This is a genomic window from Vibrio sp. YIC-376, assembly GCF_052353105.1.
Lineage (GTDB): Bacteria > Pseudomonadota > Gammaproteobacteria > Enterobacterales > Vibrionaceae > Vibrio.
The window spans coordinates 210,150-224,358 of sequence record NZ_JBBWFK010000006.1 but is presented as its reverse complement, the minus strand read 5'-3'; the positions used below and the strand labels follow the sequence as shown (position 1 = coordinate 224,358).

General features: G+C 45.5%; 11 protein-coding genes. 5 read left to right on the top strand and 6 right to left on the bottom strand.

Going from position 1 to position 14,209, the window contains the following annotated elements; genetic code table 11:
- Nucleotides 1-17: 17 nt before the first annotated feature.
- Nucleotides 18-2,363, bottom strand: a complete 2,346-nt coding sequence (gene lptD, locus WJM94_RS13360) for an LPS assembly protein LptD (RefSeq protein WP_444494704.1) — start codon at nucleotides 2,361-2,363, stop codon at nucleotides 18-20.
- A 317-nt stretch (nucleotides 2,364-2,680) separates the two neighbouring features.
- Between lptD and djlA the strand changes: the two genes are divergently transcribed.
- The gene (gene djlA / locus WJM94_RS13355) at nucleotides 2,681-3,541 is read left to right on the top strand and encodes a co-chaperone DjlA (protein ID WP_444494703.1); all 861 of its coding nucleotides are present in this window, start codon (nucleotides 2,681-2,683) and stop codon (nucleotides 3,539-3,541) included.
- 267 nt (nucleotides 3,542-3,808) lie between these two features.
- Here djlA and WJM94_RS13350 read toward each other — a convergent pair whose 3' ends face one another.
- The 5 genes from WJM94_RS13350 to leuA all read right to left on the bottom strand — a co-directional run bounded on the left by WJM94_RS13350 (nucleotide 3,809) and on the right by leuA (nucleotide 9,548).
- Nucleotides 3,809-4,591, bottom strand: coding sequence for a DUF547 domain-containing protein (locus WJM94_RS13350; RefSeq protein ID WP_444494702.1), 783 nt, complete (start codon nucleotides 4,589-4,591; stop codon nucleotides 3,809-3,811).
- Nucleotides 4,592-4,726: 135 nt separating this feature from the next.
- Nucleotides 4,727-5,329, bottom strand: coding sequence for a 3-isopropylmalate dehydratase small subunit (gene leuD, locus WJM94_RS13345; protein ID WP_444494701.1), 603 nt, complete (start codon nucleotides 5,327-5,329; stop codon nucleotides 4,727-4,729).
- A 12-nt stretch (nucleotides 5,330-5,341) separates the two neighbouring features.
- Nucleotides 5,342-6,760: a 3-isopropylmalate dehydratase large subunit gene (gene leuC / locus WJM94_RS13340; RefSeq protein ID WP_444494700.1), complete on the bottom strand. Its 1,419-nt coding sequence runs from the start codon at nucleotides 6,758-6,760 to the stop codon at nucleotides 5,342-5,344.
- A gap of 73 nt (nucleotides 6,761-6,833) precedes the next feature.
- Nucleotides 6,834-7,925 carry a 3-isopropylmalate dehydrogenase gene (gene leuB / locus WJM94_RS13335; protein ID WP_444494699.1) on the bottom strand — a complete coding sequence of 364 codons (1,092 nt, stop codon included), beginning with the start codon at nucleotides 7,923-7,925 and terminating at the stop codon, nucleotides 6,834-6,836.
- Nucleotides 7,926-8,000: 75 nt separating this feature from the next.
- The gene (leuA, locus tag WJM94_RS13330) at nucleotides 8,001-9,548 is read right to left on the bottom strand and encodes a 2-isopropylmalate synthase (RefSeq protein ID WP_444494698.1); all 1,548 of its coding nucleotides are present in this window, start codon (nucleotides 9,546-9,548) and stop codon (nucleotides 8,001-8,003) included.
- 522 nt (nucleotides 9,549-10,070) lie between these two features.
- On the opposite strand from leuA, the gene WJM94_RS13325 reads away from it, so the two are divergent.
- The 4 genes from WJM94_RS13325 to calR all read left to right on the top strand — a co-directional run bounded on the left by WJM94_RS13325 (nucleotide 10,071) and on the right by calR (nucleotide 14,163).
- Complete coding sequence (locus WJM94_RS13325) at nucleotides 10,071-10,865, top strand: SH3 domain-containing protein (RefSeq protein ID WP_444494697.1); 795 nt, start codon at nucleotides 10,071-10,073, stop codon at nucleotides 10,863-10,865.
- A gap of 169 nt (nucleotides 10,866-11,034) precedes the next feature.
- Nucleotides 11,035-11,574, top strand: a complete 540-nt coding sequence (locus WJM94_RS13320) for a phosphatase PAP2 family protein (protein ID WP_444494696.1) — start codon at nucleotides 11,035-11,037, stop codon at nucleotides 11,572-11,574.
- 3 nt (nucleotides 11,575-11,577) lie between these two features.
- Complete coding sequence (locus WJM94_RS13315) at nucleotides 11,578-12,624, top strand: MJ1255/VC2487 family glycosyltransferase (protein WP_444494695.1); 1,047 nt, start codon at nucleotides 11,578-11,580, stop codon at nucleotides 12,622-12,624.
- Nucleotides 12,625-13,203: 579 nt separating this feature from the next.
- Entirely contained in the window at nucleotides 13,204-14,163 is a 960-nt protein-coding gene (gene calR / locus WJM94_RS13310; RefSeq protein ID WP_444494694.1) for a LysR family transcriptional regulator CalR, read from the top strand.
- Nucleotides 14,164-14,209 lie beyond the last annotated feature (46 nt).

Below are 14,209 nucleotides of genomic sequence, written 5' to 3'. Positions count from 1 at the left end.
TAAGACGCTTAATTCGGTTAATTGTTCAGATAGAATGGGCGGCCATATTTGATAGTGTTATCAGAGCCTTCCAATTCTTTGGCTGCAGTGCCAGTGCTTTGATTGGTTGCAAAGCCTTGAATACCAACATTAACACTGAAGTTGCTCTCGTATTCAGCGGAGGCGCCAGAACTGCCGATCGTTTGGTCTTCCCAGCCTAACAGCTGGTTCGAATAGGTTAAACCGATATACCAACAATCAGATTGGTAACGTAAGCTCGCTAGCCATTCTAATTCATTGTTTTCATTTAGGTCATAGTAGTATTGACCACTGGCAGACCAGTTCGGGTTAAATTCGTAAGCGGCAACAAGACCTGCTTGAGAAATACCTTTACGAGTAATGGTGTCAAGGTTCTCGACAATGATCGTGTCTTCAATGTACTCACGGGTAACATAACGGTAGTTACTCTGAATAAAGCCACCATTAAACTGGTACTCAAGGGTACTGTTGGCAAGCTGCATTGAACTCAGGTCGATATCGTATTGGAGACCGCCATGATAGAACAAATAATCATTGAAATTGAAGTCAGCTTCAATTGCCCATGAAGAGTAGTTTGACGTCTCATCTGGTTCGGTCGTACTGTTGCTGAGCTTAGTCTTTTTATCAATGTAATAGATTTGACCGAATGAGATATTGAGGCGTTCTTTGTAGTCATCATCAAAGAAACGAGTGCTTGCACCGTAGCTTAACTGGTTAGCTGAGGCAATTTTATCGATACTGCTGTATTTACGGCTGCGGAATAGACCGTAGTAGTCGGTTTGCAGCAACGTCGTATCGTAGTTGTAGATGTTGGTTTGATCTTCCTTCGGCACATACAAGTACTGAATTTGCGGTTCGAGAGTTTGAGTGTACCCTTCGATCCAGCTGGTATCTCGCTCCAGATAAATCTGTGCATTGGAACGAAACTCCGGAATGACTCGAGAAACTCGTTCATCGAGCTGATCTTTCAAGTCTGCATCGGTAAGACCGTTCAAGTCTTGAGAGTAGTATGTCGCTAGGACGCGAGCTTCCGTTGTCCAGGTTGACCAAGAGTTGGATAGCGGAACTTTAAAGCCTGGCTCAATATGGAAACGGGTAGCATCTGGTTTAGCGTTATCACGGGTTTCAAAACGGCTGAGTTGGCTCTTCACGTCAAAGTTAAGGTAGTCACCCCAAACTGGCGTGTAGTAGTTTAACGCCAACTGAGGCATCACGCGGTAGGGCTTGTTTTCTTCTTCTAGCAGGATTTGGAAGTCACGAACGGAAAGTGAGGCATCCCAGAAATCCGAGCGGTATTTTACTTCCCCTTCCTGCATCAGTTGACCGTCTTCACGGTTACCGATATCAGAGTCGAGATCCAGAAAGTAATCAATATCACTGACTTCTGAGTAATCGATATCTACTACCCAGTTCTTATCGATAATACCTTCATGCGTATATTGGTAACCCCAGCGAGATTTGTCAGCATACTTTCTGTCTGTGCCCAAGTATTCGCCTTTGATTTCGCCTTCTCCCCAACCATCGGTCAGATAACGGAAATCCGTATCGAATTTGGTACCACGTTGCTGCATGTAGAGTGTGGTGAGGGTCATGTCATATTGAGGTGCAATATTCCAGTAAAATGGCACTTCAATTTCCATACCGTCGTTAGAACCGTACGACAATGAAGGGAATAGCAGACCTGTCTTACGCGTGTTGCCAATCGGCATGGTCAGATAAGGAACATAGAAGATTGGAACGTCTAAAACTTCAAATCGAGGATGATGCAGTGTAGCGGTTTCTTCATCTTGGTCTATGTCAATACCAGACGCCACTAAGCGCCACGAATTATCCCCCTGAGGGCAGGATGTAATAGAGCCGTCTTCCAGTTCATAAATCGACTGACCGGTACGCGCAATGTATGCTGCAGTTCCTCGGCCTTGTTGGCAAAGAAAATGGTAATTGGTGTTCTCGAGCGAAAAAGTGTCTTGATCAATATCACTGGTCACGCGATCGGAGCGAGCTTCGACTCTGCCGTCATTGAAGGTCACGTTACCTTCAGCGACAACAACGTTGTCTTGCTGGTGCAGCGTTACGCTATCTGCGGTGATTTTCTTTTTACCTTGCGTGACTTGTACGTTACCAGAGTATTGTGCTTTATCGCCGCTAACGGCTTGCAGTTTGTCAGCTTCGACCACTACTGGTGCATTAAGTGAGTCCTCCTCACCACTAGTTTCGACCAAACATTGATCTGTGGTGGGCATTTCCTGCACACTATCATTGATATTCGCGTCAGCTTGAGTGGTCGGTACAAACAAGGCGGTACAGATAGAGGCCGCTAAAAATGTGCGGGAGAAATGTTGCATTGAATCGAACTTTCCTGTGTCACTGTTATACCAATCGAAGTTATTAACTGATCACTTACTTACTGTGATTGGTATTACTCGATGGCTATGGGGTTTGTTGTACCCTAGCGTAATAGCCAAATGAATCAACTACTATCGTCCTTTTATCCCAGCGCATTGATTTGCTGTGGCATAATGATGACAAAATAGCTGCAAAGATAGGCAGGCGAAATGGCCTAGCCGAAATAAAACTAATTCCATTATCATAAAGGAAATCGTTGCATCCGGCACTATAAGACCGCCGTCGTCGATAAAAATTCATTGATAGAGAACACATAATGCATATTTTTGGCAAAATTCTGGGTGCCTTTTTTGGCTTGTTACTTGGTGGGCCGCTAGGTCTGCTGTTTGGCTTATTTATTGGTCATCAATTTGATAAAGCGCGACGTTTGAGTCAGGCGGGTTTCTCTACTGGTGGGTTCGGTAAAGGACCAAGTCAGGCGCAACGTCAGGAAGAATTTTTCAAAGCGGCCTTTGCTGTGATGGGACATGTGGCAAAATCGAAAGGTCAGGTCACCAAAGAAGAGATTCAACTGGCGTCAGCGATGATGGATCGTATGAACCTGCATGGTGAACAACGCCGTGCGGCGCAAGATGCGTTTCGTGAAGGTAAGGAAAGCGATTTTCCGCTTGAAGAGGTGTTGGTTCGGGTAAAAATTTCCACGGCTGGACGTTTCGACTTGCTGCAATTTTTCTTGGAATTGCAAATATCAGCCGCATTTGCCGATGGTGAAATTCACCCAAGTGAACGAAATGTACTGCACAAAATCGCTCGCGCACTAGGTTTTTCTTCTGAACAGCTAGAGCGTCGCTTGCACATGCAAGAAGCAGCATTTCGTTTCCAACATCAGGGTGGTTTTCACGGGCAGCATCAAGGCCATTACCAATCGTCTGGTGCAGGGTGGCAGCAAGCGTCTCAAGCCGATCAGTTAGCGGATGCGTATAAAATTCTCGACGTTTCGGCGGATGCGGACAGTAAAACGGTTAAGCGTGCATACCGTAAGCTGATGAACGAACACCACCCTGATAAGCTGATGGCAAAAGGTTTGCCGCCAGAGATGATGAATGTGGCCAAAGAAAAATCGCAAGAAATTCAAAATGCATATGACCTGATTAAGAAGGTAAAAGGTTTTAAGTAATCTCGCTTTTCTATCAACGATGAAAATCCAAAGGGTAGTGGTGCAATGCCGTCATTCTGAAAAGCGAGGAACGAGCGTGATTCAGAATCTTCTATCCGAGCACTTTGCTGTCAAAGGTATTTCTCTATGCTCTCAGTGCGCGGATATTAGATTCCTAGTCTCGCTAAGGCTCGCTGGAATGACCCAATAAGAGTCGTCATCCAGCGACTTTTTTAGCTTTTGGGTTGTGGGTATCCTAAAGCTCTTCAAACTGCCCACTCAGTGAAATCAGTTAGCTTGATTCAAGCTCCAGTCGTAGTCGTATTTCACCTGACCAGAAAAGCTATTGTACTGAGGTGCGTATTGTCTGATGTGGTTAAACACTTGCTTCTCACCACCAAAATCAACCGCAAACCAATCGTAAATAGACGAGATTCGCGCCGTGTTGCCTTCGATAGAGACGCCTTTTTTGCTGTTAATAAAGGCTTTTGCTGCGCTTTCTAACAAGGCTTGGCTATTGTCGGCAGTAAACGCCTGAGCTTGTAGATTCGGACACCCCAAGCTTGCACAGTTAACCGCGTAATGGGTTCTCGGGTCTTGCCAGATTGGCCGCAGAATCCGGTGCTCGATATCATTCAGGGTCAGCTTTTTACCGTTAATCATAACGGCATCCTCATCCCATGGCCCAAAGCTAAACAGCCCGCCTAACTTGGTAATGGATTTGATCGGGTAATTATCCAGAATCAAATCCACCGTGATCGCATTGTACAGATTCACCCAGTAAGCGTATTGCTCGGCTTTGCGGTAGTGCAGAGGATTGAGGCTTGCGAGGTGCTGAATGTATTGCTTCAGCTTGGTTTTATCTACCGCTGAGACTTTGCTGTAGCGAAATAGCGTGTTTTCACCATCGGCAATAAGATAGCTGTCGAGTAACTGTTGCCACTCTTGATGGGAAATTTGTGTTGGGCTGGCTTCGTTAGAGTGGTTCCAGTATGGCCACAGGTCGGCTTTAGGTGCGGAATAGACGGAAAAGGAGAGTAGGGCACACAATAACAATAAGCAACGATTCATAGAGATACCTGCGGAGAAACTTTTGGATGTTAGTGTAGACCGGATTAGTGTTTGTTTTCTTCCTTTTGTGTAGGCGTAAAAATTAAAAAAGGCTGACAATGGTCAGCCTTTTGCTTGTCTGTTGACTAAAGCGTCTTAGCGCAGGAAGCTCGGGATCTTGGCTTCGTATTCAGCAATTTTATCTTCGTGCTGTAGCGTCAATCCGATGTTGTCCAGACCATTTAGTAAGCAGTGGCGACGGAATTCATCGATTTCGAAGTCATACTCTTTACCGTTAGCGCGAACTTTCAGTGCTTCCAGATCTACTTCAATTTGAGCACCTTCATTGGCTTGAACGTATTGGAACAGTTCATCAACTTCTTGCTCGGTCAGACGCACTGGCACCATTTGGTTGTTGATTGAGTTACCGTAGAAAATGTCCGCAAAGCTTGGCGCTATCATCGCTTTAATGCCGTAATCAGCCAAAGCCCAAGGTGCGTGCTCACGAGACGAACCACAGCCGAAGTTTTCACGCGCAAGCAGGATTGAAGCCCCCTTATAACGCGGTGCGTTCATCACAAACTCTGGGTTTGGCTGCTCGCCTGCATCATCAAGGAAGCGCCAGTCATGGAATAGGTGTTTACCAAAACCTAAGCGAGACACCTTTTGTAGGAACTGCTTTGGAATGATGGCATCAGTATCGACGTTGGCGGCATCCAGAGGCACAACCAAACCAGTGTGTTGTTTAAAACCTGACATGATTGTTCTCCCCTAGTCCTGTTTATCAAAAAAAGTCAATTCACGAATGTCAACAAAGTGACCAGCGATAGCTGCCGCTGCAGCCATTGCAGGGCTAACCAAGTGGGTGCGGCCATCACGGCCTTGACGGCCTTCAAAGTTACGGTTTGAAGTAGATGCACAACGCTCATGAGGACCCAAGCGGTCGTTGTTCATCGCCAGACACATAGAACAGCCAGGCAGACGCCATTCAAAGCCGGCTTCTTTAAAGATGACATCCAGGCCTTCTGCTTCCGCTTGCGCTTTCACTTGCTCAGATCCCGGGACGATAAGCGCCTGAACGTGTGGAGCGACTTTACGGCCTTTCGCTACCGCTGCTGCAGCGCGCATATCTTCGATACGAGAGTTAGTACAAGAGCCTACAAACACTTTGTCAACTTGGTAATCAGACAGTGATTTACCTGCTTCAAGTCCCATGTAAGCCAGTGCTTTTTCTGCAGACGCTTTTTCGATTGGGTCGGTGAAGCTTTCTGGTGCAGGAATTGGTTGGTCAACGGCGATAACCTGACCTGGGTTAGTACCCCAGGTTACTTGTGGTTTGATGTCAGCAGCGTTAAGCGTTACTACGGCATCAAACTCAGCATCAGCGTCAGTTTTTAGCGTCTTCCAGTATTCTACCGCTGCGTCAAAATCAGCGCCTTGTGGTGAGAATTTACGACCTTTGATGTATTCGAAGGTAGTCTCATCCGGTGCAATTAAGCCTGCTTTAGCACCTAACTCGATGGCCATGTTACACACGGTCATGCGGCCTTCCATAGAAAGGTCAGTAATCGCTTCACCACAGAATTCAACTACGTAGCCTGTACCGCCAGCTGCCGTGGTTTTACCGATGATCGCAAGCACGATATCTTTTGCGGTAATGCCCGGTGCTACTTTACCTTTGACTTCGATTTTCATCTTTTTAGCACGCGCTTGTTTTAGCGTTTGAGTCGCTAGTACGTGCTCAACTTCAGAAGTACCGATACCGAAAGCTAGTGAGCCAAAAGCACCGTGAGTTGCGGTATGAGAGTCACCACAAACGATAGTCATGCCAGGAAGAGTAATGCCTAGCTCTGGACCCATAACATGTACGATACCCTGATATTTGTGGTTGATATCGTAAAGGGTTACACCAAATTCTTCACAGTTTTTCGAAAGCGTTTCCATCTGGATACGCGCCATTTCACCGGAAGCATTGATGTCTTTGGTCGTCGTTGAAACGTTGTGGTCCATTGTTGCGAACGTTTTGCTTACCTGACGCACTTTACGGCCTTTTTCACGCAAGCCATCGAATGCTTGCGGAGACGTTACTTCGTGTACCAAATGACGATCAATATAAAGAATCGGGGTTTCCCCTTCTGCTGCGACTGCAACGTGTGCGTCGTAGACTTTTTCGTATAGTGTTTTGCCCATTATCACTAATCCTGTGTGTAGCACCTGACAACGGCTTATCAGGTGCGAATAATTATTATCAAGCTGGTTTGAGTTATGAGTTCAAGATGTACTCAGCGATTTTGTCACCCATCTCTGAAGTGCTCAATGCTGGGTTGTTGCTTGCTAAGTCAGCTGTCAGCTCACCAGCAGACAGTGCTTTGGATACTGCTGATTCGATATCTTGCGCTGCGGTTTCTTCACCAAGACTGTAACGCAGCATCAGCGCAGCAGATAGGATCTGTGCTACTGGGTTTGCGATGTTCTTGCCTGCGATATCTGGCGCACTGCCGCCAGCTGGCTCGTACAGACCAAATTTGCTTTCGTTCAGACTTGCAGATGGCAACATGCCCATAGAGCCAGTGATCATCGCACACTCATCTGAGATGATGTCGCCGAAGATGTTTGAACACAGCATCACGTCGAACTGTGCTGGATCTTTGATTAACTGCATGGTCGCGTTGTCGATGTACATGTGAGACAGCTCGACATCAGGGTAGTCTTTCGCGATTTCTTCTACAACTTCACGCCATAGGATAGAGCTTTGTAGAACGTTCGCTTTGTCGATTGAACAGACTTTTTTACGGCGCAGACGTGCAGATTCAAATGCGATCTTAGCGATGCGCTCAATTTCAAAACGGTGGTAAACCTCTGTATCAAACGCTTTCTCAGTTGCGCCTTCACCCTCACGACCTTTTGGTTGGCCAAAGTAGATGCCGCCAGTCAGTTCACGAACAACAACGATATCAAAGCCACGCTCTGAAATGTCTGCACGCAGTGGAGAAAATGCCTCTAGACCGTTATGAATTTGCGCAGGGCGTAGGTTACAGAACAGTTGGAAATGCTTACGCAGTGGAAGCAAAGCGCCGCGTTCTGGTTGATCATTGGGTGGTAGGTGTTCCCATTTAGGACCACCTACTGAGCCAAAAAGAACCGCATCAGACTCTTCACACGCTTTTACCGTACTTTCAGGAAGTGGACAGCCGTGATTATCGATAGCAATACCGCCTACATCATGCTCTTCGCGCTCAAATACGATATTGTGCTTTTTCTCGATTGCATCAAGCACCTTGTGCGCTTGTGCCATCACTTCTGGGCCAATACCGTCACCAGGTAGAACGGCAATTTTGTATGATTTGTCTGTCATGTTAATCCTTTGATATTGTAATTTTTAGCTTAATTTTAAAACGAAGTTATTCTGTCCAGAGCTTGGGCGTTCAGTTTAAACGGCAGCGATTTTCTTTTGCTTCATTTCTGCAATCTTGTCTGCACGGTGAATGCTGTTGATAACGTGCAGTAGAGCCTGACCGGAAGCTTCTACGATATCAGTTGAAACACCTGTGCCGTGGTATTTACGGCCTTTGTAGTTGGCGATGATGTCAGCTTGACCCAATCCATCTTCACCTTCGCCTTTTGCCGTCAGGTCGAACTTGTCTAGCACAATCTCGTAACCTGTCACTCGGTAAATACATTGGTATAGCGCATCTACAGGACCATTACCGACTGCAGCTTCACACATTTCTTCATCACCACATTGCATTTTGATGCTGGTGGTCGCCATGACACTGCCTGATTGCACGCTCAAGTAGTTCAACTTGTAGAAGTCATCTTCTTCGCGCAAATTAGAGAAGTGCATCAGCGCTTCCAGGTCGTAATCGAAAACTTGGCCTTTACGGTCAGCTAGCTTCAAGAAGTCAGCGTACAGCGCATCTAGGTTGTATTCATCTTCTTTATAGCCCATGGTCTCCATGTGGCTCTTCACTGCTGCACGACCACTACGGCTAGTTAGGTTTAGCGCCTGGTTCTTAAGACCAATTGACTCAGGAGTCATGATCTCGTATGTGTTCTTGTTCTTTAGCATACCATCTTGGTGAATGCCTGAAGAGTGGCTAAATGCGTTGGCACCCACGATCGCTTTGTTACTCTGAATTGGCATGTTACATAGCTGACTCACCAACTTGCTGGTACGATGGATTTCATCGTGCTTAATGCCGGTATGCACGCCTAATAGCTCTTGACGTGTTTTGATGATCATCGCGATTTCTTCTAGAGAACAGTTGCCCGCACGCTCACCAATACCATTAATTGTCCCTTCTACCTGACGAGCACCAGCTTGTACAGCAGCAATAGAGTTAGCAACCGACATGCCCAAATCATCGTGGCAGTGCACAGAGATAACGGCTTTATCTATGTTTGGAACGCGATTGAATAGGGTTTGAATAATACCGCCAAATTCACTTGGTACGGTATAGCCCACAGTATCTGGAATGTTAACAGTGGTTGCGCCTGCGTTGATTGCAGCTTCCACCATACGGCATAGGTTGTCGATTGGTGTACGGCCAGCATCTTCACAAGAAAACTCGACATCGTCTGTGTAGTTACGAGCGTGTTTAACCGCATTTACCGCCATTTCAAGGACGTCGTCGTATGTACGGCGCAGTTTATCTTGAACGTGAATGGTGGAAGTTGCCAAAAATGTGTGGATACGGAACTGGTCTGCAACTTTTAGTGCTTCTGCTGCGGCATCGATATCTTTCGCAACGGCACGCGAAAGGGCACAAACTCGACTGTTTTTAATGTGTTTTGCAATAGTTTGTACCGACTCGAAATCACCTGGAGAAGAGATTGGGAAACCTGCTTCGATAACATCAACCCCCAGCCTTTCCAGCGCATAGGCAATCTGCAGTTTCTCTTTAACTGTCAAGCTTGCTGACAACGCTTGCTCGCCATCACGCAAGGTGGTGTCGAAAATAATGACTTGATCGTTCATGTTTGCTTCCTTCATGATTTCTGCACTTTCGCGCAAGTTAATCGTTTACTTCCGGTATTTAGATATAAAAAAACCCGCATTCGCATGCGGGTTCTTAGAATTTGGTGTGGTTATTTTTCTTCCACAGCCTACCCGCGCGAACTGGTCACGATCAGGAGGAGGCTAAGCAGGATAGAAAAATGAGCTGACATAGTTGTTAAGCTTTCCACAAAATTAAGTTAACAAATTAGTACCGCACTCCTTCAACCACGTCAACCCTAAAGTCGATTTTTTATTCATATCGGATGAGTCTTTCGGTGCGGATGTTTCCTAATCTGGAAAAGTTGTGACAGGAAAGCGAAAATTTTAACAAATTTGAACACTCGATTGAGATCACAATGTTCACCCGACTGAAAGTAAAAGAAGGGGATCACGATTACAAGCTATCCAGCGAAGGATTGATTTGTTGTGTAAGAGTCGATAGAGATAGAGTGGATAGTCTAGTGGTTACATTGGGCGAAGAACACAAAAGGTAGAGGATTAATGGCTATAGCAAAACAAATAGGACGTTCAGCGCTAGCATTAACATTGATCAGCTTATCAGGTTGTCAACTGTTTCAATCTCGCACCGAGGCGAAAATCTCGCCATTCGTTACGAATGATCATGCCCAGATTGTTGCGTTGATCCGTGATCAAATGGATATGTATTTGAGCTATGAAGGTCGAGGACACTTTTTAAATCAGATGTTAGTTGCCTTGGAGTCGGATACCCGAGACAGATTTAAAGGAAAAGATCCAGATACTTACGTGTGGTGGAATATTCAAGTTCAACCCAATGAATGGCATCAGGCTGAGGTTATTAGACTCAAGGAAGAGGGAGTAGAGACTTACCATAAATTGGAGTTTATTGATGTGCCATACCGTTCTAAAACGACTATTCACCTGCGCTCGAAACCGAGTTTGGAAGGAGAAGAACTCAGTTTGATCAATAAAGGTGAAGTATTCAATGTTATTGCTCAAGTCTCTGATGTTCCTTGGTTTGTTGTAGAGCAGAAGGGTGTCATTAAGGGCTATATTCATAAAGATTATGCGCGCAGTAATGTCGGAGAGCGGGACATATTGTCTACACCTCCAAACTTACTGTTGAGCCAATCAGAAGTCGGAAATAACAGCTATGGCGATAGCTACAATCTAACCGGAAGCTACACCTGCCGGGTGCTTAGCTACGAGCTGAGTAAAGAAGGAGAGTTTACCTCAGGCTCATTCCGGGCGTGTCGTAAGCAAAGAAAGATATGGTACATCGACTCTTCACGACCTAAGAACTCTCATCCATCCTAGATTCTTCACGGCGTTTAATGCGTCGCTTTTCATTTGCCCAGCATAATCATGCTGGGTAAACATCATCAAATTTACTCCTGTCATTAATTGTCCAACTTCCCGTCATGTGGTTGTCACTAAAAACGCCTAGTTTGCAAATAAAGGCGTTGTCAAAGTGAGGGAAGATCATATGAGAACGATTACTCAGCCAATAGCAACCATCGCTAAGTTTGATTTAGCTCTTTCTAGCGTTTGTCTTCAGCACCGCTTTAACCAGCAAGTTGCCAATGTTAGTAAAGGGATCTCACACAGTGGTGATGGCCACCTATATCTGGTTCTCGGCTTACTAGCCTGGTATTTGGATACCGAGTATGGAGTCTGGTTCCTGCTCACAGGGTTATTGGCCTTTGCTATTGAGTTACCCATTTATTGGATGTTGAAAAACAGTTTTAAGCGTCGTCGTCCTGAGGAACTGAGCGCGTTATTACCCGCTTTTATCACCCCTTCTGATCGCTACAGTTTACCTTCTGGACACACCTCAGCCGCTTTTTTAATGGCCACTCTTATTGATCATTTTTATCCGGAGATAGGCGACGCCGCTTTCTTGTGGGCGAGTCTGATCGGGGCTGCGCGCATCTTTCTTGGGGTGCACTTTTTTACTGACGTCATCATAGGTGCGGTGCTGGGCAGCCTGTGTGGTGGATTGGCGATTTCAATCATCGGAGTTTAATTGATGAAAATCCTATACGGTGTCCAAGGCACCGGAAATGGTCATATTGCTCGTGCCAGAGCAATGAGTAATGCATTTGCGCAGCGCGATGTGCAGGTCGACTTCCTGTTTTCAGGTCGTGCTCCAGAGAAATACTTTTCGATGGAAGCCTTTGGCGATTATCAAACGCGCCGAGGGTTCACTTTTATCACCGAGAAAGGATCGGTGAACTATACAAAAACTGCATTGAATAATAATTTGATTCAGTTTTTCAAAGAAGTGAATCAGCTAGAGCTCTCAGGTTATGATCTGATTCTCAATGACTTTGAACCTGTGACAGCATGGGCTGCGCGTAAGCAGAAAAAGCCCAGTATCGGAATCAGCCATCAGAATGCCTTTCGCTATCCGGTGCCATTAAAAGGCGCAAGTTGGCTAGATAAATCAGTGATTGAGCATTTTGCTCCATCTCAGCATCACCTTGGATTGCATTGGTACCACTTTGATCAGCCAATACTGCCACCTATTATTAATACTCTGGCCAGCCAGGAGCAGAGCGACAACTTTGTATTGGTCTACCTTCCTTTCGAGTCCATTGAAGATATTGCGGATTTGTTGTTCCACTTTAACCAGCAGTCGTTTATCTGCTATCACCCCGATGTGATAGAAAGCGAAACTGTCGAGAATATAGAGCTACGTCCTTTGTGCCATACCAACTTCCAGCATCACTTGCACCGTTGTAGCGGAGTGATTGCCAATGGTGGTTTTGAGTTGCCATCTGAGGCGCTGTCTCTCGGCAAGAAGTTGTTGCTTAAACCTCTGGCTGGTCAATTTGAGCAACAGAGTAATGTAGCGACTCTTGAAAACTTGGGACTTGCTACCTCGATGGACAGCTTGGATATTTCAACGGTTCGTTACTGGCTGAAGGAACAGCAGGCGGAAAGTGTTAAATATCCAGACGTCGCTCAAGCGATAGTGAATTGGGTACTCCAGGGTGCTTGGGATTCGCAGGAAGAGTTATCCAAGCAGTTGTGGGAGCAAGTTGATTTCCCAAGTTATGTATCCAATATTTAGATTTAGCCAGTCTTAGCTCCAAAGACAAACGGCTAATATTATCGAGCGTTTATTTCCAATCTCATTAACTTCTGATGCAGTTATACGGCAATGTATAGCTGCATTTTTATGCGATTTTTGTTGTTTATATTCACTCTGGATTTCTTGTCCATTCAATTTTTTAGCATCATGCAGCCCACTCGTATTGATGAGTTTTCTTTATCTATGGCTCATCTATTTTTAGAGTGAATGGTTCATTGCCTTGTTTTCTCATCACCTCAAAATACTTACGTCCTATTGAATTGGTGGCGAATCAACGTTTTTATATTTTTTTATATTTTTATCAACTTATTGAAATGTAAGGTTTAAATAACTAATCAGCTAAAATTTACTGATTAAATGTCAATCCAGTTGCGAAACGCTGATCAATTAGTTGATAGTACGGTTCGAGCCCGAACTATGCGGACGATAAATATAATAAAAATTGGGTTATCTATTCGTGTAATGATTCGAATCCAGCCGCGTCTTTTGTGCGAGATGGGATTCTATTCACTATGAATTCATTCAACCGAGTTGACGATTACAAATGAGGCGCACTCAATGTTAGATAAGAAAGACGCAATGAGCGCAATTGCTAGCTACCGTATGGAAAGCACGTTGCGTGGTGTAGATTTAAACCTGTTGACAGTATTTGATGCCGTGATGCAAGAGCAAAATATCACACGTGCTGCGCATAATTTAGGCATGTCTCAACCCGCTGTCAGCAACGCTGTCGCGCGTCTGAAAGTGATGTTTAATGACGAACTCTTTATGCGTCAGGGGCGTGGTATTCAGCCTACACAGAGAGCTCGTCAACTATTTGGCCCTATCCGTCAGGCGCTGCAACTGATCCGCAACGAGCTGCCAAGTTCAGTATTCCAACCAGAATCCTCGACCCGTTTGTTCAAGCTGGCAATCTGTAGTCCATGCGATCTGCGTTTTGCGCCCAAGATTATGACTAAAGTGAACGAGCAGGCACCCAACGTTCATCTACATTTAGACGCTGAATTTGATCGTCTCCTTTCCGAGCGTATGCGTTATCAAGAGATCGATTTTGTGATTGACTACGCGCGCTTCGATGAACAAGGTTTCTCAAGCACTGAAATCTTCAAAGATGAGCTGGTGGTGATTGCTTCTAAAACACACCCACGTATTCAAGGTGCCGTTGGTGCCGAGCAGCTTGTTAACGAAAAGCACGCGAAATTATCAAAAGTGCATGGACAACGTAGCTTCTCGGAGCAGGCTTATCGTGAGCTGGATTGCCTGGCAGCATACGAAGGCACTAGTCTGAGCAACCTGCTTTATGTAGTAGGACAGTCTGAGCTGGTAACGATTGCTCCGCGCTGGATGGCGGAAAATGCAGTGAACAGTGATCAGCTACAAATTCTGGATTTCCCGTTTGCAAATAAGGAAATCAGTGGTTACCTGAGCTGGCACGAGTCGAGTGAAAAGGACAAAGGCCACATTTGGTTACGCGATCAGTTAATGATTATATGTGGCGAAGTGGTTGCATTAAAATAATACGATTGTCGGCTGAATGATGATTTAGGCCCTGAGGGATGAAAAT